At 63.1% G+C, this 21,648-nt stretch carries 21 protein-coding genes and 1 pseudogene; 15 read left to right on the forward strand and 7 right to left on the reverse strand.

Annotation, left to right across the window (positions count from 1 at the left end; translation table 11 throughout):
• The first annotated feature begins 62 nt into the window (after nucleotides 1-62).
• From AB4Y81_RS19455 to AB4Y81_RS19465, 3 genes are all read left to right on the forward strand, one after another.
• Nucleotides 63-455 (forward strand): MarR family winged helix-turn-helix transcriptional regulator, encoded by a 393-nt coding sequence (locus AB4Y81_RS19455; RefSeq protein ID WP_018778087.1) that lies wholly within the window; start codon nucleotides 63-65, stop codon nucleotides 453-455.
• Nucleotides 456-567: 112 nt separating this feature from the next.
• A complete protein-coding gene (locus AB4Y81_RS19460; protein ID WP_055977024.1) occupies nucleotides 568-1,263 on the forward strand; it encodes a hypothetical protein in 696 nt (231 codons plus the stop codon).
• 626 nt (nucleotides 1,264-1,889) lie between these two features.
• On the forward strand, nucleotides 1,890-2,117 hold the full coding sequence (locus tag AB4Y81_RS19465; protein WP_055977018.1) for a hypothetical protein: 228 nt from the start codon (nucleotides 1,890-1,892) through the stop codon (nucleotides 2,115-2,117).
• A 57-nt stretch (nucleotides 2,118-2,174) separates the two neighbouring features.
• Here AB4Y81_RS19465 and AB4Y81_RS19470 read toward each other — a convergent pair whose 3' ends face one another.
• On the reverse strand, nucleotides 2,175-2,417 hold the full coding sequence (locus AB4Y81_RS19470; protein WP_144027634.1) for a hypothetical protein: 243 nt from the start codon (nucleotides 2,415-2,417) through the stop codon (nucleotides 2,175-2,177).
• 70 nt (nucleotides 2,418-2,487) lie between these two features.
• Nucleotides 2,488-2,751 (reverse strand): annotated as a pseudogene (locus tag AB4Y81_RS19475) (IS30 family transposase); the annotation flags it as partial.
• Nucleotides 2,752-3,141: 390 nt separating this feature from the next.
• Between AB4Y81_RS19475 and AB4Y81_RS19480 the strand changes: the two are divergent.
• From AB4Y81_RS19480 to AB4Y81_RS19490, 3 genes are all read left to right on the forward strand, one after another.
• Nucleotides 3,142-4,686 carry a M23 family metallopeptidase gene (locus AB4Y81_RS19480; RefSeq protein ID WP_441996600.1) on the forward strand — a complete coding sequence of 515 codons (1,545 nt, stop codon included), beginning with the start codon at nucleotides 3,142-3,144 and terminating at the stop codon, nucleotides 4,684-4,686.
• 95 nt (nucleotides 4,687-4,781) lie between these two features.
• On the forward strand, nucleotides 4,782-5,264 hold the full coding sequence (locus AB4Y81_RS19485) for a glutathione peroxidase (protein WP_018778081.1): 483 nt from the start codon (nucleotides 4,782-4,784) through the stop codon (nucleotides 5,262-5,264).
• Nucleotides 5,265-5,404: 140 nt separating this feature from the next.
• Entirely contained in the window at nucleotides 5,405-6,370 is a 966-nt protein-coding gene (locus AB4Y81_RS19490; protein ID WP_441996602.1) for a phosphodiesterase, read from the forward strand.
• Here AB4Y81_RS19490 and AB4Y81_RS19495 read toward each other — a convergent pair.
• Nucleotides 6,348-7,763, reverse strand: a complete 1,416-nt coding sequence (locus AB4Y81_RS19495; protein ID WP_018778079.1) for a stealth family protein — start codon at nucleotides 7,761-7,763, stop codon at nucleotides 6,348-6,350. The two genes, AB4Y81_RS19490 and AB4Y81_RS19495, sit on opposite strands and share 23 nt — an antisense overlap.
• A 229-nt stretch (nucleotides 7,764-7,992) precedes the next feature.
• Nucleotides 7,993-8,913, reverse strand: a complete 921-nt coding sequence (locus AB4Y81_RS19500) for a hypothetical protein (protein WP_055977010.1) — start codon at nucleotides 8,911-8,913, stop codon at nucleotides 7,993-7,995.
• 145 nt (nucleotides 8,914-9,058) lie between these two features.
• Here AB4Y81_RS19500 and AB4Y81_RS19505 point away from each other — a divergent pair, with 145 nt between their 5' ends.
• Nucleotides 9,059-9,358 carry a type II toxin-antitoxin system VapB family antitoxin gene (locus tag AB4Y81_RS19505; RefSeq protein WP_018778077.1) on the forward strand — a complete coding sequence of 100 codons (300 nt, stop codon included), beginning with the start codon at nucleotides 9,059-9,061 and terminating at the stop codon, nucleotides 9,356-9,358.
• A 58-nt stretch (nucleotides 9,359-9,416) separates the two neighbouring features.
• On the forward strand, nucleotides 9,417-10,061 hold the full coding sequence (locus AB4Y81_RS19510) for a LytR C-terminal domain-containing protein (RefSeq protein WP_020608530.1): 645 nt from the start codon (nucleotides 9,417-9,419) through the stop codon (nucleotides 10,059-10,061).
• Nucleotides 10,062-10,137: 76 nt separating this feature from the next.
• Here AB4Y81_RS19510 and AB4Y81_RS19515 read toward each other — a convergent pair whose 3' ends face one another.
• Entirely contained in the window at nucleotides 10,138-10,833 is a 696-nt protein-coding gene (locus AB4Y81_RS19515; RefSeq protein ID WP_018778075.1) for a TetR/AcrR family transcriptional regulator, read from the reverse strand.
• Nucleotides 10,834-10,950: 117 nt separating this feature from the next.
• Here AB4Y81_RS19515 and AB4Y81_RS19520 point away from each other — a divergent pair, with 117 nt between their 5' ends.
• The 5 genes from AB4Y81_RS19520 (at nucleotide 10,951) to arfA (ending at nucleotide 16,938) form a co-directional block, all read left to right on the forward strand.
• Nucleotides 10,951-11,949 carry a LacI family DNA-binding transcriptional regulator gene (locus AB4Y81_RS19520; RefSeq protein ID WP_039239608.1) on the forward strand — a complete coding sequence of 333 codons (999 nt, stop codon included), beginning with the start codon at nucleotides 10,951-10,953 and terminating at the stop codon, nucleotides 11,947-11,949.
• A 181-nt stretch (nucleotides 11,950-12,130) separates the two neighbouring features.
• Complete coding sequence (locus AB4Y81_RS19525; protein ID WP_026267213.1) at nucleotides 12,131-13,465, forward strand: extracellular solute-binding protein; 1,335 nt, start codon at nucleotides 12,131-12,133, stop codon at nucleotides 13,463-13,465.
• A 35-nt stretch (nucleotides 13,466-13,500) separates the two neighbouring features.
• The gene (locus AB4Y81_RS19530) at nucleotides 13,501-14,448 is read left to right on the forward strand and encodes a carbohydrate ABC transporter permease (RefSeq protein WP_055976999.1); all 948 of its coding nucleotides are present in this window, start codon (nucleotides 13,501-13,503) and stop codon (nucleotides 14,446-14,448) included.
• 2 nt (nucleotides 14,449-14,450) lie between these two features.
• Entirely contained in the window at nucleotides 14,451-15,347 is an 897-nt protein-coding gene (locus tag AB4Y81_RS19535; RefSeq protein ID WP_018778071.1) for a carbohydrate ABC transporter permease, read from the forward strand.
• A 52-nt stretch (nucleotides 15,348-15,399) separates the two neighbouring features.
• On the forward strand, nucleotides 15,400-16,938 hold the full coding sequence (arfA, locus tag AB4Y81_RS19540; protein ID WP_018778070.1) for an arabinosylfuranosidase ArfA: 1,539 nt from the start codon (nucleotides 15,400-15,402) through the stop codon (nucleotides 16,936-16,938).
• 80 nt (nucleotides 16,939-17,018) lie between these two features.
• Here the strand turns inward: arfA and AB4Y81_RS19545 are convergent, their stop codons facing one another.
• A complete protein-coding gene (locus AB4Y81_RS19545) occupies nucleotides 17,019-17,717 on the reverse strand; it encodes a DsbA family oxidoreductase (RefSeq protein ID WP_055976992.1) in 699 nt (232 codons plus the stop codon).
• Between the two features lie 128 nt (nucleotides 17,718-17,845).
• Here AB4Y81_RS19545 and AB4Y81_RS19550 point away from each other — a divergent pair, with 128 nt between their 5' ends.
• A complete protein-coding gene (locus AB4Y81_RS19550) occupies nucleotides 17,846-18,919 on the forward strand; it encodes a glycosyltransferase family 4 protein (RefSeq protein WP_441996607.1) in 1,074 nt (357 codons plus the stop codon).
• 52 nt (nucleotides 18,920-18,971) lie between these two features.
• Nucleotides 18,972-21,107: an amylo-alpha-1,6-glucosidase gene (locus tag AB4Y81_RS19555; protein WP_441996609.1), complete on the forward strand. Its 2,136-nt coding sequence runs from the start codon at nucleotides 18,972-18,974 to the stop codon at nucleotides 21,105-21,107.
• On the opposite strand, the gene AB4Y81_RS19560 is transcribed toward AB4Y81_RS19555, so the two are convergent.
• Nucleotides 21,104-21,634: a GNAT family N-acetyltransferase gene (locus tag AB4Y81_RS19560; RefSeq protein ID WP_018778066.1), complete on the reverse strand. Its 531-nt coding sequence runs from the start codon at nucleotides 21,632-21,634 to the stop codon at nucleotides 21,104-21,106. The genes AB4Y81_RS19555 and AB4Y81_RS19560 overlap by 4 nt on opposite strands.
• Nucleotides 21,635-21,648: the final 14 nt, after the last annotated feature.

Genomic DNA, 21,648 nt, shown 5'->3' on the forward strand with positions numbered 1-21,648 from the left:
AGGAATATGACGCGGAATCTTATGACGTGGATTTTAAGTGGTTCATGAACTAGAATCGGGGCATGGCAACGACGCGTGACCGCCAGCTGGAAGACCGTGAACTGGTCGAGCAGTGGCGCGACATCCAGAGCTCCTACTTCCGAACCGCAGGAGCAATCGACCGCGCCCTGGAAGCCAAATTCGACATCGGCCTCAATGAGTTCGAAATCCTTGACCTCGTGGCCGAGAGCGAAGAGTCGTCGTGCCGCATGAAGTCCCTGGGGGAGCGGACCCCCATGACGCAAAGTGCTGTCTCCAAAGTGGTGGACCGCTTGGAAAAGGCAGGCTTGGTGTCCCGGCAGACCTGCGAAGAGGACCGCCGCTCGCTGTTCCTGGAACTTACTGAGGCGGGCCGTGCGCTCCACTCCACCGCCGCCGTCGAACACCGCGCGCTGCTCAAGGAAAACCTGGGCTGATCCGGCCGCGGGCAAACCCTGGGCGTCCCGAGGGGGGCTCCCTCAGTGGAACATTGACACTCGAAAACTTAGGCCCGTTTACACGTGCCCTATGTTGGTTCATAGTCGAGCCATGAGAGAGGCCGGCATTCTTCCTGAGGACGCCCCTGACCCCCGTGTCGCATGGGCCGACAATCTCAAACTCATGCCCATTCCGATCATTGGACTCGCGCCCCAACCTTCGCTGGAGGACACGGACTCCGTCGGGCTGACCTATTGCTTGGATGATCGTGGATACAGCGATATGACCGCAAGCATCACCTACACTCTCTGGCGAAACCCGGATGATCGCTCAGACCCGGTAAACCTTGCAGACCTCGACGAAAAGACACGCAGATCGATCGAGGAAGTTCCGCCATGGCCCCGGCCGCGCTGGCTGATCGAGCAGGTGGAGCGACTGCGCTACCCGCAACTGTGGGAGGCCGTGCGAACCGTCTGGCACCGCGCTCCATCCGAGCGTTCATCGGTTCAATGCCTCCTGGTTGACCATGTCAACCACATCCTGATGAATCAGTACCGGCAGGAGATTTGGCCGGGCAGCAAACCTTGGGACCAACACGCACCCCCAATAACCGGTCGGGTGGTCAACAGTCAGGCCAGAATCGTCATCAATGGAGTCAGTGTGCCCGGTGCGGAGGTTGATACGGACCCGTTCGTCTACGGCGTCGGCGCCCAACTAGCAACCGGCGGCGTCGTGACGGCCGTGCTTCCACGCGCCGAGCTCAAGAGCATCCAGCTCCAATTCACTACCCGTGTGAAAGGGCCCTAGCGTCCGCATGCCGATCGGCTAAGTACTTCTGCGCTCTACGACGCAGTAGGAGCGCGTTGCTCTGATGTGACCGCTAGCGTTAGCGCCTAGCTTCGCGGCCGGAACTTGCGGCGCTCGGCATTCCCTTTGATCCCGCGATGACGCCACCGATCAGGAGCACAAAGCCAAGTCCGCCGATGGCGAACGGAAGGATAAAGGTTGGGGGCTCAACACTAAGGGAGCCAGCTTCGTCGATCCAGGTCCCGTATTCGGTGCCGAAAAAAGAAGATCAGCACCACAATTGCAGCCCCAATCAGAGCGCTGGCCCACGCCCACACATTTCCTCGCATGGTCCCTATCCTCTCAGTTCAATTCACTTTCGGCGGCGGATGCTTGCTGGCGCCCGTACAGGGTTGCCCCTCCAGCCGCTGCAGGGCTGCGGTGGGAGTGCCCGGTGAAGGATCCAAGGATCGCTCAACGTGCAGCAGAGCCCCCGTCATTTGCCGCGCGTGTGACAACATGTGCTTATGAGCGCGCAGCTTGAGGTTCCGAGGCTTGGAGACCTGAGTGGCCTCGGGATTGCGGTCGAGCCGTCTGATCAGTCTGGGGTAGTTTCCTTGGTCGCGAGGGCTAACGACGGATGCACTGTGACACTGACCTGGGATGAGATCGCTGGATCAGTGAGCGTCCGCTGGCTGGACGGTGCCGTAGCGCGGCTTGCTGTCGAGCGAGAGACCCCGGTCAAGATCAGCGTGCGCGACGAGCGCGGCGTCATTGAGTTCCGCGTCTGGTCGCGTTGGGAAGGACTGGGCGGCGAATTAGTGGTGCAGGTCGGTGAGCACGTATCTGTGCGCGACACGCTTCTGCGCATATAAGAGGGTCCTGCGTTCGGCCAGGATCCTTTACAGTGCGCCCATCACAGTCGCCTTAGATCAACCCTTTTTGGCCAGACTTTCCAGTGTTGAAAGAACCAGAGGACGAACGTCTGATGCCTCGGAGTAAGGCACACTGCTTCCAGGCGAATACAGCGAAAGAACGTACAGCAACTCTTCCGTCCGGTCGTCGCCGAGATACTCGTCGATAAGAACTCGTTCCAACGCCTGTGCAGCATGCATGGACTCGTCGCCGCAAAGGAACCGATCGGCTGATTGCTGGAGTCTTTCTGAAACGCTCATGGTGCCGTTACCGTAGCAAGACCTCTAGTCATGTGGCGCTTCCCGCAAAGGGATCGGCGGATTCAGGCTGTTATTGCAACAGGAGTCCTTCGATCAGTTCGATCGGTTTTCTGAACTCTAGTCTTTTGCGTGGTCGGTCGTTGAGTTCCTGTGCGACCCAGTCGAAGTCTTCGGCGCTGTGGATGCTCAGGTCGGTGCCGTTGGGGAAGTGCCGGCGCAGGAGGCCATTGGTGTTTTCGTTGATGCCGCGTTGCCAAGGTGAGCGCGGGTCGCAGAAGTAGATGTCGATGCCGGTGTCTATTTTCACGGTCTTCCAGTCCTGCATTTCGATGCCCCCTCCGCTAAGTCGTGCAATCACCGCAAGAACCCAAGGGAGTCCTCACCGGCGGCCGTCGATACTCACTCGGCGCGCATCAATACTCCCTGCGTTCCAGGGTTTCCCGAAGACCCGCCCGCGCGAAGGCCCGCCCGCAAAACTGCTGGTAAAGGAGCCCTTAACGCAACGCATTCACTCGACGGTAGGGGTGCTTTTCGAGCCTGTCGGTTTCCATGAGTATCCACAGCAAAAGCGCCCCCGGCGAAGCTCAAGACGTCTTGAGCAAAAACTGATCCAACCTTTCGCTCCACGGCGCCCGCGAAGCCTTTATTTCTGAGGTGATACCCGCAACAATGGTGCTTGCACGCCAGGCTGGGGTTTGGTGCCGCTGGCTTTGGGGAGTGTTTTGTGGGCAAGCATCATGAATCAGACCGGGCGATTGACCTGATCCGCACTGAAAAATTCCGCCGCGTTCTTATCGCCGGATGCCTTGCGGCCCTGGCCTTCTTCGCCTTCGGCTTCCAGCCCCTGACGTCCGTCCCCGTAGGAAATGTGGACGGAACAGTTGCCCAGGGCGTCGTAGGCCCCACGGCATTGGGGAGCCTTACCCCGCCGGAAGCCGAAACCATGGTCATTGACCCCACACAGGCGCCCCCCGAGCAAACGCCCGGCACGCCAATGGTCTTCTTTGACCGGGCGATGGTCCGGACAGTAAGCAAGGACGGTTCCACCGGGCTGACGGTGGCTTCGGCCGGACTCTCCCGTCCGCCCGCCGGCAGCCTCTACGCCCCTCTCGAAGTCCTCAATCCTAGTTCCCCCTACGGTTACCGCTACAGCCCACTGACCGGGCTGGCCGGTGAGTTCCACTGGGGGCAGGACTACGCTGCAGCTTGCGGAACGCGTGTTTATGCGGCCGACGCCGGCGTGGTCCGCGCGGTTGGCTGGCACATCTGGGGTGGCGGCAACCGGGTGGAGATCGAACACGGCAACGGCCTGGTCACCACCTACAACCATCTTCAAGCCATCGGAGTGACGCAGGGCCAGTCGGTCCGCGTCGGCGAAGTCATTGCCGAGGTTGGCACCACCGGTTGGTCCACGGGATGCCACCTCCACTTCGAAACAATCGTGAACGGACTCCACACCAACCCCAACGGTTGGACGTACCTGCCCATAAAGCAGGTGGATCCGCTGCAAACCATGACGTTCGTGAACTACCAGCCGGGAGTTGGCACGGGAGCCTCCGCGCCCCAGTGGGCCGTCCCCGTTGCCGACGGAACCAACCGCGCCGTCATCGGCGGCGAACACGAAGAACCCGTCGCGCCGCCAGTGGCGGTCCCGCCCGTCACCTCGGTCAACCCACCCGGCCCCGTGGTGACGTCACCGCCACAAACCACGACGCCGGTACCGTCACCGTCCGTGACGGCGACGCCGACAGCCCCCGCGACGCCGACGGTCACCCCGACCCCCACAGCGACTCCCACGCCGACGGTCACCCCGACGCCGACGGTCACCCCGACGCCGACAATCACGCCGACACCCACCGATACTCCGACGTCCCCGCCCGCGGTTCCTGAAACCACCACAGCTCCCGTTGCGCCGACGGATCCGGTATCAACCGTCCAGGCACCAACCGTCCAGTCAGCTGTCGCACCGCCGCCGGCCGCCGTCGTCGAACCACCCGCACCGCCCGCACCCGCACCGCCCGCACCTGCATCCGCGGTCGTGGAGCCGGCACCTGCGGTGGCACCGATCGTTCCTACGGTTACGCAAGCCGTGGCACCCGCTCCGACGCCTGTGGCCCCGGCACCCGCGCCGACGCCGGTGGCGGTCCTCCCGTCCGCGCTTCCGGTTGTGACGCTCCCGCCCGGTTACATCCTGATCGCACCGGACCTGGTCCAGCGGCCGGACGGCGTAATAGTGCCTTTGTCCACGCTCGTCATTCCCGCTCCCTAAAAACCGCAAGGGCCTGCATTTCGTGGCCCTCAGCCGGCTCCCGTAAGCTCGATGGCGGCGATCCCGCCAGCCGAAGACGTCAGGAAGCGAATCCCATGACCAGCCTTTACAGCATTCCCATCACGTTCAATGACGGCTCCGAAGGTGACTTCGGACGGTTCCAGGGCAAGGCTGTAATGGTGGTGAATGTGGCTTCGGAGTGCGGCTTCACCCGTCAATACGCGGGCCTTGAGGAACTGTACGGCAAGTACCGCGGGCAGGGACTGGAGATTCTCGGCGTCCCCTGCAACCAGTTCGGCGGCCAGGAGCCGGGTGCAGATGCGGAGATCGCGGAGTTCTGCGAGCGTAACTTTGGTGTCACGTTCCCGCTGACCAGCAAGGCGAACGTCCTGGGCAAGGAGCAGCACCCCCTTTTCGCCGAGCTCACCCGGGACGACGACGGCCAGCCCGTCAAGGTGAAGTGGAACTTCGAAAAGTTCGTCATCAACCGGGCGGGAGAACTCGTGGGGAGATTCCCATCCGCAGTGGAGCCTGACTCCGAAGACCTTTTGACGGCAGTGGAAAAGGCGTTGGCGTAAGCCGCCAAACCTGAAGGGAGGAAAGTAATTTTCCAACATTCCGCCGGAAATTAGCCAGTTGTTGGCTTGTTGTCTGGTTGGATTGGCCCTACTGGATTGACACGGGAGACGCCGTCTCCCACCAAACGCTAAGGCAAGCTATGGAGCTCATCGAGGCAGAGTACCCCCACCCAGGTCATGTGCTTTTGCACTTGAGCGATCTTCACCTGGTGGGTGGTCCAGGCACGCTCCACGGCTCAGTCGACAGTTCTGCCCGGTTGCAGGAGATCTGCCAACAGATCATTGCTTCCCGGATCAAGCCCGCGGCCATCATTTTTACCGGCGACCTCGCGGACAAGGGCGAGCTCGAAGCCTACAAGCGCCTCCGCGTCATGATAGAGCCGGTCTGCGACGCCCTGGGTGCCAAGGCGATCTGGGCCATGGGAAACCATGACAACCGGGCCAACTTCCGCACCGCCTTCTTGGACGCCTCGGAGGCAAGCCAGCCGCAGGACCCTGTTGACCGCAGCTACTTCGTCGATGGACTCCGCATCATTACCCTGGACACCACGGTCCCGGGCCACCATTACGGTGAACTGTCCGAGGCCCAGCTGGACTGGCTGGCAGCCGAGCTCGCGACCCCGGCGCCGGACGGCACCATCCTGGCGCTGCACCACCCGCCGGTCCCGTGCGTGCAGGACCTCGCGGTCCTGGTGGAGCTGCGCGGCCAGGCCGCTCTGGCCGCCGTCGTCCGTAATACCGACGTCCGGACCATCCTGGGTGGACACCTGCATTACTCCACGACGGCGAGCTTCGCCGGCATCCCGGTGTCCGTCGCCTCGGCGACGTGTTACACCCAGGACCTGGGCGTGCGCGCGGGCGGGCAACGGGGACGCGACGGCGCCCAGTCCTACAACATGATCCACGTGTACGAGCACACCATTGTGCACTCCGTGGTGCCGATGTCCGGCGGTGTCACCGTGGGCGAACCCGTGGACGCGGCGGAGGTTCAGCGGCGACTGGCCGCTGCCGGCATCCGCATCCCGCGCGAGTCCCGGGTGGGGGCCCACACTTCCCCGGGAACCCTGACGTCGTCCTTGCCGCTTATTTCTCCCAAGGCGCCTTGACCGGGAAGTACTTCTCCAGGAAGTCGGTCACCAGCTCAGCTCGTTCTTCCGAGTCAACCTCAGGGAAGCTGCCGTCGTTCAGGCAGAAGAAGTCCATGTGACGCTTGGCCAAAAGCTTGGGCAGGTAGTGCAGCCCGGCCCACATGGTGGTGTCCACATACCTGACCTTGGCGGCGGTCTGTGTCACGGCGCGGCCGGTCAGCAGGGCGTAATAGTGGTACAGCGAGTTGGTGACCGAGATGTTGTCCGCGGCGCGGAAACGGCTGCCTGCGGTCTTGGCGAACTCGGCGGGGAATTCCTTCTCCATCTGTGCCACCACGCTGCGCCGTAACGGGGCAGCGGTGTGCTCCAGGTGCCGCGTGGTGATGCGGCCGAACCGTTCCCAGAGAAGCTTGCGGTTGACGCGGGCGGCGTTCTCAAAGCCGCTGCGTTCGGCGTCGTTCTCGCCCAGGCCGATGCGGGTGTCCGCTTCGATGAACTTGGTGATGCCGCCGGGCGTGAAGAACATGTCCGGGCCCACGGGCCGGCCAAAGAACATGTCGTCATTCGAGTACAGGAAGTGCTCGGACAGGCCCTCGATGTGGTGGAGCTGGCACTCCACTGCCTGGGAGTTGTGGGTGGGCAGCACGGAAGGATCGGCGAAGAATTCCTCGCTCCGAACGATCGTCACGGCAGGGTGGTCGGCCAGCCACTCGGGGGCGGGAGAATCGGTGGCAATGAAGATCCGCCGGATCCACGGCGCAAACATGTGCACCGAACGCAGCGCGTACTTGAGTTCGTTGATCTGCCGGAATCGGGCCTCATGGTCATCGCCTTCACCAAGGACGGCTTCGGCCTGCTGGGCGCGCCTGCGTGCGATGTACTCGGGATCGCTGCCATCAACCCAGGAAAAGACGATGTCGACGTCGAAATCGATGTCACTGGCGTGGTCGGCGAACATGTTCTCGATAGTGGGCCAAGCCAAACCATGCCGCTGCACGGTTCCGCGGACGGCGTCCTGCCGGAGCATGGTCCGGCGCGTCAGTGAGTTCTCCACGGGGAGTTCCAGGTGGTCGCCTTCGAACCTCCACAGCTCAAGCTGGACGCCTAATGCGGGGCCGTACCAAAGCCCGCCGCCGACCTCGACGCGGGGGCGGTACAGGCGGAAGATCCGGGCCTTCCTGTTGGCCGAGAGTTCGCCGTCGGCCACCAGCACGGAGGTCTTCTTCCTGGCGTCCACCGTCATGGCGTAGAAGGGCTCATTCTTGAAGGCAGCAGCCAGTGCATCCCGGACGTCCTTGCGGGACTCCCAGTCGACGGCGATGACCGGACGTTCGTCGTTGCCCCGCACCAGGATGAAATCGATTCCTGCGGCATCCAGCGCGGCCCGCACAGCCAAGAGGTCCGAAACCATGGCCTGTTGAGGTGTCAGGTCGCTGTTGATCAGGGCGTACCGCCCACGGTGACGGACGACGTCGGACCTGTGCTTGAGATGCGCGACGACGGCAGGCGAAACCGCCTCCGCAATCGTGTCCTCTTCGACGGAAGGGCTGCCGTGGTAAATCGGATCGACCTGTGCTTGTGTGATGGCTGTTTCTCCGGGATCTTCGGTGTTTCTGGGTGTAGGTGGTGCTGCGTCGCCGCTAGATGGCCAGGGCCTCGCGCCAGCTGCGGAGGAACGCTCCGCCGGCGTCGTCGTGGATCACGTCCTCTGCAAGGTCAAGGTCTGCGGCAGTCAGGATGGTGTAGGGCTTCACCGGTATGCCGTCCGCGGGCCGGACATCTACGTGCTTCACGTCATGATCGTTGTGGTGTAGCCAGTCTGCCATGGCGTAGTCCGTCCGGGAATCTCCCACGGTGCGCCAGGAGAGCGGGGTGATGCCCTGGGCTGCCAGGAGTTCAACGGCCCGGCTTGCTCCAAGGTCCTTGCCCAGGCGCACGGACTCGATGTCCGTGGAGATGATGGTGGGGTCCAGACGGTAGTCTGCAGTGTCATCGGATCCGGGCGCGTGATGGTCCAGGATGGCGGCACTGAGGCCGTGCCGTTCCATGATGCCCAGGGCGTCTGCGTCGAAGAGTTTCTGTTCAGCCAGGTAATCCGCGCTGGCTACGTTCAGGTGCTGCTCCACGGATACCATGGCGCGCTTTGTCTCATCGAAGAACATGTGGGCGGAGTAATCCTCGGCCACCAGCCGGCGGATATCGTCGCCGTAGGCCTTCGGTACCGCGAGTTCGTGGTCCACGTGGATGGGGCCGGGGCCGTCAGCGGTGTAGCTGAACCACACGGCTCCCTTCTCGCAAATGGCGTGGATCACCGTGTTGGCGGGCATGCCGGCGGCGATCATGGGTTCCATGACCTGCTGGGCGATGAACGCGTCCGAGCGGCCCGTGTTGAAGATGACCGGGATTCCGGCTGAGGCAAGGGCCACCATGTCGGCGATGATGTCCGGTTTGACGTCGCGCGTCACAGGGCTGGCTATGGGGCCATCGACGTCCAGCAGCAGGGCCAGTGCGGGCTCGGTGCGGGCAGCGGCACGGTCAGTACCTGGGAACGGTTGGGTCATGCCCCTATTCTGTCAGTCCCGCAGACCCACCACACAGCTATGACGTCTGTGACGCCCCGCGAAGGATAGTCACCTTTTGGCTACAACCTGCCTGTGCCGCGGGTCACAAGTTCCGTTACGGCGGTATCTTCCATAGGCTTGCAGGGTGATCTTCAAAGCTGTGGGCGAGGGACGCCCGTACCCTGACCATGGATACTCCGCGCCCAGGGACTGGGCTGCCCTGCCCCCGCGCCCTGTCCGCCTGGACGATCTGGTCACCACCAAGCGGACCTTGGACCTGGAGGCATTGCTGGCGGAGGACTCCACTTTCTTTGGCGATCTGTTCCCGCACGTGGTCCAGTACCAGGGCGTGATGTACCTCGAGGACGGTCTTCACCGGGCGGTCCGCACGGCGCTGCACCAAAGGACTGCCATCCACGCACGTGTATTGGTCATCGATGGCTAGGCTGTCCGGTCCGGGGGAGGATAACTCCCGGCCAAAAAAACGTAAGCGTCCCAAAGATGTGACGCAGCTCCATGGCCACCGTGTTGTGACGGGGCCGGAGCTACGGGCAACCTTTGCCGACGACGCCCCGGTCCGACGAGGCAGCTTCGGGCGTCGTTTGTTCCACGGCATTGTCCTGGTGGTGTTGCTCGGAGTGATCGCCGCGGGCGCAGTTGGTGCCTGGGCCGTCATGAACGGCGTCATCAAAGTCCCGACGGCGATTGCCAGCAAAGCCCCCACCAGCCTGTGCCCTTCCACCACTTTCGACTACGTGCCCAACAACACCGTGCGGCTCAACGTCCTCAATGCCACGTCCCGCGGCGGACTCGCGGCAACGGTAGCCGACCAGTTCACTGCCCGTGGATACACAGTGGCGTCCGTGGGCAACAGTGACACCACATATTCAGGCATCGGCGTGGTGGTGTCCGGGGTCAAGGGCCAAGCAGCCGCGTTCAACATCCAGCGCAACCTGGCGGGGACTGACTATTTCCAGGACAACCGCGAAGACGAATCGGTGGACGTCATCATCACCCCGGGTTATGAGGGCCTGGTGGAGCCGCAGCTGGTGGATCAGACTCCCGGCAAGCTCCTCTGTCCGCGTGAGGAACTGCGGATCGCGGACAACTCCAAGTGGCCCATCATCCCCACACGACCCGCAGGCTGACACGCTTGCCGGTTTTCGCCACTCAAAGTCGTGGGCGACGCGGGGATTTGCGTGGCGTTAGCCCGTTTGGGTGGCGCTAAACAGTTGGGGTAGCGGTGGCCAGCAGGACCGGCCTGCCGGCGTCGTCGAAACGCGCACCCGCACCCAACTGGATGAAACGCACAGTCTGAGCCGTCTGCGCCTCTTGCGCGGCAAGAAGCCCGACGTCGGAGGCCGGGGGCGGCGGGGGAGTCCCGCCGTCGGGCGTCCGGTTGCGTCGCGCGGCACTTGCCGACAGTGTGCCGTGGATGAGCCGCGCGAGCTGGGTGACGTCGATGTCCGGAAGGTAGCCCTGGTGGACACCATCCCGGAGGATGTCCTCGAGCAAGGCGTTGAGGTCGCCCACGTGGTCTGCGAGCTTGGCAAAGGATCCGGGGGAGAGGACGGCTGCCATGGCCGGACCCGGCGGCAGGTGGCGTCGGCTGAGGTCCTCCACCTGCGCGCGGACGTAGAGGGCCAGCCGGTCCACCGGGTTCTGGAGCGCGGCCAGGGATTCCCGGAGGTCGACGATGAAACGTTCGGTCTCGTCCAGGGCGTACGCGATGAGGAGCTGCTCCATGTCCGCGTAATAGTTGTAGACCGCTGTGCGGCCAACGCCTGCATGGCGGGCGACATCGGTCATGGTCAATCCGGGCAGGCCATGGGTGAAGAGGAGCTCGCCGAAGGCCGTGAGAATCCGACGTTGGGTCTCGGCGCGTTGGGCAGCGTTCGTGGGGGCCGTGATCCTGGGCATATAGACACTTTACAGTGATCTGTCAGCAAACCGGGTCCCGACGCGGTACCCGGGGAACAGGGCGGTAACATCGTGGAAAACGGGAAAATCCGTGAAACATTGCAGCAAGGGGGCGTCTTGCGCGCAACGGTCAAAGACGTAGCGCGCCGCGCGGGGGTCTCACCCAAAACGGTCTCGAATGTCATGAACGGAATCGTTCCGGTGAGTGGACCTACGCGGCTGAGGGTTGAGCAGGCCATGCAGGAGCTGGACTACGTCCCCAACCTCTCGGCCCGTGGACTGCGCAATGGACGCTCGGGTGTGATCGGCCTGGCATTGCCCAACCTCGGCACCCCGTTCTCTGCGGAACTCGCCCAAAGCCTCGTTGAAGTTGCCCATGCCCGGGGCTGGAGCGTGCAGATTGAAGAAACCGGTTCCGACCCCCAACGGGAACAGGAACTGATGACACGTGCGCGGGCCAACCTGATCGATGGCCTGATCCTGAATCCCGTTGTTCTCGATGAGAGTGCCGTGCGGGTGGGTGTGGCGTTGCCTCCGGTGGTCCTGTTGGGTGAGGTGTCGCAAGAACTCGCCGACCGCGTTTTTGTGGACAGCTTTGCCGCGGCCCGGGATATGACCTTGGCCCTGGCCCGCCCGGGGCGGCGCCGCATAGCGGTACTGGGCATCAACCAGGGAAGGAAATCGGCCACCGCCATCCAACGGACCCAGGGATATGAGGCAGCCCTGCGCTCCCTGGGCATCCCGCGGGACGAATCCCTCATGATCGCCTGCGATGAATGGACGCCTGGCTCCGCGGCGGAGTCCGTCATGCGGTATCTCGACAGCAACCCGCTGCCGGAGGCACTCTTCTGCTTCACGGATTCAATGGCCCTTGGTGCCTTGAACGCTTTGTGGAAGCGCGGCGTGCGGGTTCCCGAGGACATTGCTGTGGCCGGTTTTGACGATATTGCCGATGGCCGGTTCGCTGTACCGTCGCTCACCACCGTGTCCTTTGACAAACGCATGATCGCTTCCGAGGCGTTGCGCCTGCTCACCGAACGTATGGCGGACAGGGGCCATGGACAGCGCATAGTGTCCGTTCCGTACAGCATCGAAGAGCGGGACAGCACCCGATAGGTTCCCGAAAAAACAAATTGTTGGCGCTAACAATTTCTCTTGCCCTGCCTATTACAACGATGTAATGTGAGACCTGCGTCACCCGGGGGCCACCTTTTACCCACGCGTGGAGACGCAGCGAAGCCGGACTTTCGTGCAGCATTGTGTGTCCTTTCAGCGGACCCTTCCAAAGGAGTGACGGGTGAAGCAGTTTGAATCTTTGACCGGGAGAAGTTTGTCCCGGAGACAGCTATTGACAGGCTCGGCGCTGCTGGGCGGCGGGCTTTTGGCCACGGGCCTCACAGGATGCGGCGGATCGGCGGGAGCCGCGGCCGTCCCGACCATCAACTTCTGGCACCTCCTCTCCGGGGGAGACGGCACCAAGATGCAGGCCATGATCGCCAACGCCAACAGCGCCAATCCGGGCTTCAAGGTCCACCCCACGGTCTTGGCCTGGGGACCGCCCTACTACACCAAGCTGGCCATGGCATCGGCCGGCGGACGGCCGCCGGAAGTAGCCATCATGCATGCCAGCCGGGTTCCCGGCTATGCCCCCGGCGGCCTCATCGAGCCCTGGGACCTGGGCCTGCTGGCAGAGAACGGCATCACGCCGGAGAACTTTGCCCCGCGTATCTGGGAAAAGAGCCAGCAGGACGGAAAGGTGTTCTCGCTCGCACTGGACTCCCACCCGTTCATCATGTTCTACAACACGGACATCGCCGGTAAAGCGGGGCTCCTGGAAAGCAACGGCCTCTTGCAGGAAGTGAACTCGCCGGACGGATTCAAAGCCATGGCACTGGAGATGCAAAAGGTCACCAAGGCCCACGGCCTCTCCTTCGGATACCTGAACCTCGGCTCGCAAATGTGGCGCCTGTTCTACACGCTCTACAAGCAGCACGGGGCCGAGATCGTACTGACTCCAGGTCAGCCCATGCAGGCCGACAGGGACGCTGCCGTTGAGTCACTGGAATTCATGGCGTCGCTCTTTGATGACACGATCGCGGCCAAGGGCAACGACATCAACACCGGCATCGCCGAGTTTGTCAGGGGCGACTCGGGAATGCTCTTCAGCGGCGGCTGGGAACTGCCCACCATGAAGAAGGCCAAGCTTCCGGTTGACGCTGCCACCATCCCGACCCTCTACGGGACGCCCGCGTCGTACGCCGATTCGCATTCCTTCGTGCTTCCACGGCAACTCGCGGTGGATGAAGAAAAACGCAAGGACGCCTACAAGTTCGTCAGCGACATCCTCAAGGGTTCGTTGTCGTGGGCCGAGGCGGGGCACATCCCGGCATACCAGCCCGTAGTGCAGTCGCAGGCATACCGGGAACTCACCCCTCAAGTCCACTATGCCAACGCCGCAGACATCATCGCTTACGACCCCGAGGCCTGGTTCAGCGGATCAGGCTCGGACTGGCAGAACTATTTTGCCGAGTACATCCAGAACGTACTTCTGGGACGCAGCAAAGCAGCTGAGGGGTGGGACGGTTTCGTGGCCCGCACCAACGACCTTCTATCCCGGCCCAACCCGGTCTGACCGGCACAGCACACCGAGCGACAAAGGAGTCCTTCATGAGTTCCTCTACAGTGTCCCGGCAGACCAGCCAAGTACGGACAAAACCCACTCCCGGCACCAAGGCCGGGCCCTCCCTGCGCAGCAGCAGGGACAACGTGAGCGGCTGGACCTTCGCGGCGCCGTTCCTCGTCTTCTTCCTCGTGTTCCTTGTGTGGCCAATCCTGTACGGCTTCTACATGAGCCTGACGGGCAAATCCCTCACGGGAGCCAACGACGTCCTCATTGGTTTTTCCAACTACTCCGAGGCCTTTGCCGACGCCGGTATGTGGCGTTCCCTGGGAAACACGCTCTATTTCACCGTGATCAGCACCGTGCCATTGGTGCTGGTGGCGTTGGTGATGGCTGCGCTGTTGAACATCGGCCTTCCCGCCCAGTGGCTTTGGCGGCTTTCCTACTTCGCGCCCTTCCTTCTGGCATCCACGGTTGTCTCCCTGTTCTTCGTCTGGATGTACAACCCGCAGCTCGGACTGATCAACGATTTCCTGTCCAAGTTCGGCATCCCGAAGATCGGGTGGCTCAACGATCCCAATGTGGCCATGTGGTCGATCGTGATTGCAACGCTCTGGTGGACCGTGGGATTCAATTTCCTTCTGTACTTGGCGGCAATGCAAAACATTCCCGCTCAGCACTATGAGGCAGCATCGCTGGACGGCGCCGGAGCCTGGCGGCAGTTCTTCTCCATCACGCTGCCACAGCTCACCCCCACCACGGTGATGATCGTGCTGCTCCAGATCCTCGCTTCCCTGAAGGTCTTCGACCAGATCTACCAGATGACGTCCGGCGGTCCGGGCGGATCGACCAGGCCCGTGGTCCAGTACATCTTCGAAACCGGGTTTACCGGATACCGGCTGGGATACTCCGCAGCCATCTCCTACATCTTCTTCGGACTGATCGTGCTGGTCTCTGCCTTGCAGTTCGTCATCACCCGCCGCAGGAGTGCATAGCCATGGCAAATACAACCCTCACCCGATCCATCCCGCGCAGCACTGCCGGCCAGGTCATCCGCCAACCACGCAAGAAGCTGACAGTGGGCAAGGCCGCAGCCGTCGTGGTCGCCGCCGTCCTCGCTGTCCTCTGGTTGGTTCCCTTCGCCTGGGCAACGGTCACCGCCTTCAAATCCGAAGCGGACGCCTCGGCCTCGAAGGTCAGCTGGATCCCGCCGTCGGGCTTTACGTTCGACGCTTTTGCCAACGTCTTCCAAGCCGGCAACATCCCGCTCTGGACATGGAATTCGCTCTACACCTCCGCTGCGATCACCCTCATCACGCTGGTGATCTCCGCCCTCATCGCTTATGCATTGTCCCGGATCGAGTTCAAGGGCAAGAAGGTACTGATGACGGCCATCATCGCCAGCATCATCGTGCCGCCGCCGGTACTCATGATCCCGCTTTTCTACCAAATGCTCGCGTTCAAGATGATCGATACCCCGTGGGCCATCATCCTTCCGCAGGTGATCCACCCCGCCATGGTGTTCGTCCTCAAGAGGTTCTTCGACCAGATTCCGCGTGAACTCGAGGAAGCGGCCGTGATGGACGGGGCCAGCCGGCTCCGGATCTTCATGCAGATCATCCTGCCGTTGTCCCGGCCGATCCTGGCCGCCGTCGCGATCTTTGTGTTCATCGGCGCGTGGAACAACTTCCTGTGGCCGTTCATCTCCACCAACGACGATTCCCTGCTGACCCTTCCGGTGGGCCTGCAGACCATCAAGAGCGCCTACGGCGTGCAGTACGCCCAGAACATGGCGTCGGCATTGCTGGCCGCGCTGCCGCTGATTGTCGTCTTCCTGTTCTTCCAACGCCAGATCATCAAGGGCATTTCCACCACAGGACTTGCCGGGACCTGACCGGTCCGCATTGCTGCACCACCAGACCTGAAACACACAACCAAGGAGATACATGTCCCGCGCACGCATCACCCTCGATCGCGACTTCACCATCGGGGAGGTACCCCGCCGGCTCTTCGGCTCCTTCGTGGAGCACATGGGCCGCTGCGTCTACACCGGGATTTACGAACCCGGGCACCCGGAGGCTGACGAGCACGGCTTCCGCCAGGACGTCCTCAAGCTCGTCAAGGAACTCGGCGCCACCGTTGTCCGATACCCCGGCGGCAACTTCGTCTCCGGCTACAACTGGGAAGACGGGATCGGTCCACGGGAAAACAGGCCCCGCCGCCTGGATGGCGCCTGGCACACCGTGGAGACCAACGCCTTTGGCCTGCACGAATTCGTGGACTGGTCCAGGCAGGCCGGCACCGAAATCATGGAAGCCATCAACCTGGGCACCAAGGGAGTCGAGGAAGCCCGTGCCATTGTGGAGTACTCCAACCACAGCGGAGGCACGTACTGGTCTGACCTCCGGGCAAAGAACGGCCACAAGGACCCGTTCGACATCAAGCTTTGGTGCCTCGGCAATGAGATGGATGGCCCGTGGCAGATCGGGCACAAGACAGCCGATGAATACGGCCGGCTGGCCCAGGAAGCCGCCAAGGCCATGCGATACGTGGATCCGTCCATTGAACTCGTCGCGTGCGGCAGCTCGAATTCCAGGATGCCCACCTTCGGGGCCTGGGAGCAGACCGTCCTCACGCACACCTATGAGGAAGTGGACTATGTGTCCCTCCACGCCTACTACTTCGAGGAGGAGGGCGACGTCGGCAGCTTCCTGGCGTCCGCCGTCGACACCGACTACTTCATTGAGTCAGTGATCGCTACGGCCGATGCCGTCAGGGCCAAGGGCAAGCACAAGAAGCACATCAACCTGTCCTTTGATGAGTGGAACGTCTGGTACCAGCGGGGCCGGGACACCGAGGACCAGCTGAGCAACATCGTCAAGGCTCCGTGGCGCGAACACCCGCGTGTCATCGAGGACCAGTACAACGTGACCGACGCCGTGGTGGTGGGGACACTGCTCAACTCGCTGCTGCGCCATGGCGACCGGGTAAAGATCGCCAACCAGGCGCAGCTGGTCAACGTGATCGCACCGATCCTTTCCGAGGAAAACGGGCCGGCCTGGAAGCAGACCATTTTCCACCCGTTCGCCCGGATGGCAGAGCTCGCCACAGGACAGATCCTGCGGCTCTCAGTTGATTCGGACAAGTACTCCAACAACCGGTTCGGGGACACCGACCTGGTGGACGTCAGCGCAACGTGGAACGAGGAAACGGGCCGGGTTGCCTTGTTCTTCGCGAACCGCGGCCTGGAGGAAGCGGCCGACGTCGAGACCGCCCTGCGCGGGTTCGACGCCCGGCAGGTGGTCCGCGCCGAGGTCCTGGAAATTCCCGACGGCGGCGACCGCTTCACCATCAACAGCCAGGACCAGCCGGGCCGGGTTGGGCTCAAGCCGCTGGATGGCGTGAAGGCGACTGGTTCGGAGCTGCGCCTGACGCTGCCCGCCTTGTCCTGGGCCGTCGTCGAGCTTGAGGTGGCGAAGGCCTAGCCCTCGCCAATAAAGCAACGCGGGGTCACTTATGGCCTATCCCAAGGGGGATTTTGGGCCATAAGTGACCCCGCGTTGGGTTAAACGCTGCAGCCGTCCGGGCCGCAGGCCTCGGCGTCGGAAGCGCCGACCGGGATCAGCGGGTTGGCTTCCTGCCATGCCTGGTTCAGGGCCTGGCTGAAAAGTTCGGCAGGCTGGGCACCGGAGATGCCGTACTTGCGGTCGATCACGAAAAACGGAACGCCGGTCACGCCGATGGCACGGGCCTCGTTGATGTCTTCATTGACCTCGTCCGTGAACTTGTCGGACGTGAAGAGTTCGGCAACTTCCTGTGCCGGCAGGCCGAGGGCTTCACCGAGCTCCGTCAGGTACTCCTGGTTGCCGATGTCCTTGCCGTGCTCAAAGTGGTCGCTGAGCAGTCGTTCCTTGGCGGCGTCCTGGCGTCCGTGGCCGGCAGCCAGGTGGATGAGGCGGTGGGCGGTGAAGCTGTTGGCCACAACCACCTTGTCGAAGTGGTAATCCAGGCCTTCGCCCTTGGCGGTCTCCGTGACGTGCGCGAACATCTGCTTGACCTGCTCCGGAGCCATGCCCTTGCGCTGGCTGAGGTAGTCCAGCTCCGTGCCGTCATAATGCCCCGGAACGGACGGATCCAGCTGGTAGCTCTTCCATTCGATGTCCACGGAGTCGCGGTGGGGGAACTGTGCCAGGGCGGTCTCGAAACGGCGCTTGCCGATGTAGCACCACGGGCACGCGACGTCTGACCAGATCTCAATCTTCATGGTTGCGTCAACCCCGCCCGGCTCCAGGGCATTCCGGCGGCAGCCTGTTATTTTCCTCACGGGACGCCTAGCCTTGAGGAGGGTTATGAAGCCAGCCCATGGTTTGGGGGTTATGCGCGGAGGCCCGGATGCGCATTGGACTCATTGTTGGACCATGGTTTACCGTCCCGCCCGAAAAATACGGCGGCACGGAAAGGGTGGTGGACGCCCTCGCCCGCGCGCTGGTTGACGCCGGGCATGAAGTCCTCCTGGCGGCAGCCTCCGACAGCACCTGTCCGGTGCCCCGCATCCCCGGTTTCGGCCCAAGCCAGCCGGATGAACTCGGACTGACCCTCAGCGAGCTGGACCATGTCATCAAGGCCTACCGCGGGCTGGGCGGGGTGGACATCATCCACGACCATACGCTGGCCGGACCCCTCTACGCTTACCGACCTCCTGCCATCCCCGTGGTCACCACCATCCACGGCCAGTTCACCGCCCAGTCGGCGGAGCTCTACCGCGCCATGGAGCGGGATACGTCCATCATCGCCATCTCCAATGACCAACGGTCCATGTTCCCGGACCTCAACGTTGCAGCCGTCATCCACCATGGCTTGGACTTGTCCACTGTGTCCATGGGGGACGGGCTAGGCGGTTATGCGTGCTTTGTGGGACGGATGTGCCAGGACAAGGGGCTCATGGAAGCGGTAGCGGTTGCCCGCGAGGCCGGTGTACCGCTGAAAATAGCCGCCAAAATGCACGCCAAAGACGAACAGGACTTCTTCCGGGAAGTCGTGAAGCCGGCCCTGGGCCCGCAGGAGGAGTTCCTGGGTGAACTCTCCGACCCCGAAAAATACGAGCTCATGGGCGGTGCAGTGGCATTGATCAACCCCATCCAATGGCCCGAGCCTTTTGGGTTGGTCATGATCGAGTCACTGGCCACGGGCACACCTGTTGTGGCCACCCCGATGGGTGCCGCTCCGGAAATCGTCAAGCACGGAAAGACCGGCTTCCTGGGCGAAGTCCGGGACCTCGCCGGCTTCCTGGATACCGCCGCACGCTTGAGCCGGGCCGACTGCCGGCGCTCGGTGGACGAGTACTTCAGCGCCGGCCGGATGGCTGCCGAGCATCTGGCCCTCTATTCGCGCATCCTTCAACAATTCAGCAGCAAGGGGCTTCCCGACGGCGGCTACGTGGAAGAGAATCAGAGGCAGGCCTCGTAGCCAGAGGTTGCTTGTCCGCGAAACCAACCCCGCCAGAGGAGCCCTGCCGCGCATGACCGCTTGGAACGCAGACACGGAAGCCGGAGCATCCGAACTGGGGGCGGTGACCGTCGTCGAAGGCTCGTCCTTCTGCATTTCCGCCCACCCGGGCGACATCCACGCAGGCGGTTCGCAAGGCGCGTATTACCAGGACACGCGCATTGTGTCCCGCTGGGTGCTGCGCATCAACGGCGAACCCCGGGAGCCCCTGGTGGCCCGCAACCCGGCGTCGTTCCAGGCCGAATACGTGGGCCGGGCATGTACCGAGGACGGGCGCTTTGAAAGCCCGCTGCTGGTCCGGCACCAGCGCAGCGTCGGATCAGGGCTCCGCGATGACCTCACCATCACCAACTACTCCGGCACCCCGTCAACGTGCACCATCGAACTGCTGATCGACGCCGACCTCGCCGACCTCTTCGACGTCAAAGGCGGCAGGGTGGGAACCGCCGAGCAAACCATCAAGGCGGCGCGGGAGGACGGGCTGCACATAGACGCCCTGCACTCCAGCGGACAGCGACGGGGAGTGCTGTTCCAGGCGCACGGAGCAAAAGTCACGGAGGAAGGGCTGACGTTCAACGTCACCATCCCTGCCCGTGAGCAGTGGTCGACCACCATCATTGCCCTGCCGCTGGTCAACGGTGAGGCCCCGGACGATCCCTTCACCGCAGGAACGCCCCTTAAACACAGCACGGGAGCACGCCGGCAGACCCAATGGGAGGAGCACGTTCCGCGCATCACGGTCAGCGACCAAAACGTCACGGACGTCCTTGCCCAAAGTCAGCGGGACCTCGGATCACTGAGGATTTTCGACGACGAACACCCCGGCCGTGCCGCCATCGCCGCCGGGGCGCCGTGGTTCATGGCCCTCTTCGGACGGGACTCCCTGCTTGCCTCCTACATGTCCCTCATGGTTGATCCGAGCCTGGCCGCCGGGACGCTCCAAACTCTGGCCGGACTGCAAGGCAGCAAGGTGGACCCCGATTCCGAAGAGGAGCCCGGGCGCATGCCGCACGAGGTCCGGCTCGGGATCACAGCGGGGTTGTCGTTGGGCGGCACCGCCTATTACGGCACAGCCGATGCGACGCCGCTTTTCGTCTCCACCCTGGGCGAGTTGAGCCGCTGGGGCCTGGGCGAGGACATCATCGAGTCCCTTCTCCCTCATGCTGACCGGGCCATCGAATGGATGGAGAAGTACGGCGACCGGGACGGGGACGGGTTCATCGAATACCAGCGCCCCAACAACCACGGCCTGGTGAACCAGGGATGGAAGGACTCGTGGGACGGGATCAACTTTGCTGACGGCCGGATGGCGGAGGCACCGATCGCCCTGTGTGAAGTCCAGGCCTACGCCTACGCGGCCTACGTGGGCCGGTCCCTGCTGGCGCGTGTGGCGGGCGACACCGCCGTCGAACGCCGTTGCGCGGACAAGGCCGCAGAGCTGAAGGAGGCCTTCAACAAGACCTTCTGGTTGCCGGACAAGGGTTACTTCGCCCTGGCGCTGGACAAGGACAAGAACCCCGTGGATTCGTGTACGTCCAACATGGGCCATTGCCTGTGGGTGGGAATCGTCGACGAGGACAAGGCGCCGCAGGTGGCGGAGCGGCTGATGTCCAAGGAGATGTTCACCGGCTGGGGCATCCGCACCCTCGGCTCCGACATGGGTGCCTACAACCCCGTCAGCTACCACAACGGCTCGGTCTGGCCCCACGATACGGCGCTCGCCGCCACGGGACTCATGCGCTACGGCTTCGTGGACGAAGCCAGCCGGGTGGCCAGTGGACTGTTCGACGCCGCCGAGCACTTTGGCGGTCAGCTCCCTGAGCTGTTTTGCGGCTTTGACCGTTCAGAGTTCGCGGAGCCCGTACCGTATCCGACGGCGTGTTCCCCGCAGGCGTGGGCGGCTGCGGCACCGGTCCAACTGGCCCGGATCCTGTTGCGGTTCGATCCCGATTTCACGCGGGACGTGCTCCACTTGGCTCCGATCCTCCCGGAGTCCTTCGGCGGGTTCACGGCCGACAACGTGCTGCTCGGGAGTTCGCGGCTCACCGTGCGGGCGTCCGGTTCCTCGGGTACAGTCAGCGGCCTTCCGGAGGGACTCCATTTGCGCAACGACCCCCGGCCGCAGCTGGCCGGGGACTTGTTTGGCTAAAGCCTGTTCTCCATGACGAAGTCGTGTTCCACCGTGTTGCCGAGCTTGAACGATTTGGTGCCGACGCGCTGGAAACCGCTCTTCTCGTAGAAGCGGATGGCCTTGGCGTTCTCGCTGTTGACGCCCAGCCACACCCCGGATGCGCCCTTGTCCGCGGCCAGGGCCAGGGATGCCTGGATCAGCCGTGCTGCGGCGCCCTTTCCGTGGTGGTCCGGGTGGACGTAGCATTTGCTCAGTTCGGTGGAGGGCTGCGCCGAAAGCACCGAGGCGACGTCGGGGTCGCTTGCCGGCTTGGCAATCAGCATGGTGTACCCGGTGAGCTGCCCGTCGTCGTCGAGCACCATGACCGTGATGTTCGCATCGGCGAGGTATTCCGAAAAGTTGGCCTCGCTGAGTGTCTTCTCAAGGTGCGCCTGGATGTCGTCCGGTGAGGAGCCCGGCGGGCACGCCAGCGGGAAGGTGATGGCGGCAAGCTCAGCCAGCTTCCCGGCGTCGTTGGCTGTTGCGGTGCGGATAGTCTCTGGCACGTGGTCCCCCTTGC

Source organism: Paenarthrobacter sp. TAF1, from assembly GCF_052113825.1.
Classification (GTDB): Bacteria; Actinomycetota; Actinomycetes; order Actinomycetales; family Micrococcaceae; genus Arthrobacter; species Arthrobacter nicotinovorans.

Coding starts and splice junctions, on each gene's coding strand:
- AB4Y81_RS19455 (WP_018778087.1), top strand. CDS start 63: ATGGCAACGACGCGTGACCGCCAGCTGGAAGACCGTGAACTGGTCGAG.
- AB4Y81_RS19460 (WP_055977024.1), top strand. CDS start 568: ATGAGAGAGGCCGGCATTCTTCCTGAGGACGCCCCTGACCCCCGTGTC.
- AB4Y81_RS19470 (WP_144027634.1), bottom strand. CDS start 2,417: ATGAGCGTTTCAGAAAGACTCCAGCAATCAGCCGATCGGTTCCTTTGC.
- AB4Y81_RS19485 (WP_018778081.1), top strand. CDS start 4,782: ATGACCAGCCTTTACAGCATTCCCATCACGTTCAATGACGGCTCCGAA.
- AB4Y81_RS19490 (WP_441996602.1), top strand. CDS start 5,405: ATGGAGCTCATCGAGGCAGAGTACCCCCACCCAGGTCATGTGCTTTTG.
- AB4Y81_RS19495 (WP_018778079.1), bottom strand. CDS start 7,763: ATGGTTTCGGACCTCTTGGCTGTGCGGGCCGCGCTGGATGCCGCAGGA.
- AB4Y81_RS19500 (WP_055977010.1), bottom strand. CDS start 8,913: ATGACCCAACCGTTCCCAGGTACTGACCGTGCCGCTGCCCGCACCGAG.
- AB4Y81_RS19515 (WP_018778075.1), bottom strand. CDS start 10,833: ATGCCCAGGATCACGGCCCCCACGAACGCTGCCCAACGCGCCGAGACC.
- AB4Y81_RS19530 (WP_055976999.1), top strand. CDS start 13,501: ATGAGTTCCTCTACAGTGTCCCGGCAGACCAGCCAAGTACGGACAAAA.
- AB4Y81_RS19535 (WP_018778071.1), top strand. CDS start 14,451: ATGGCAAATACAACCCTCACCCGATCCATCCCGCGCAGCACTGCCGGC.
- arfA (WP_018778070.1), top strand. CDS start 15,400: ATGTCCCGCGCACGCATCACCCTCGATCGCGACTTCACCATCGGGGAG.
- AB4Y81_RS19545 (WP_055976992.1), bottom strand. CDS start 17,717: ATGAAGATTGAGATCTGGTCAGACGTCGCGTGCCCGTGGTGCTACATC.
- AB4Y81_RS19550 (WP_441996607.1), top strand. CDS start 17,846: ATGCGCATTGGACTCATTGTTGGACCATGGTTTACCGTCCCGCCCGAA.
- AB4Y81_RS19555 (WP_441996609.1), top strand. CDS start 18,972: ATGACCGCTTGGAACGCAGACACGGAAGCCGGAGCATCCGAACTGGGG.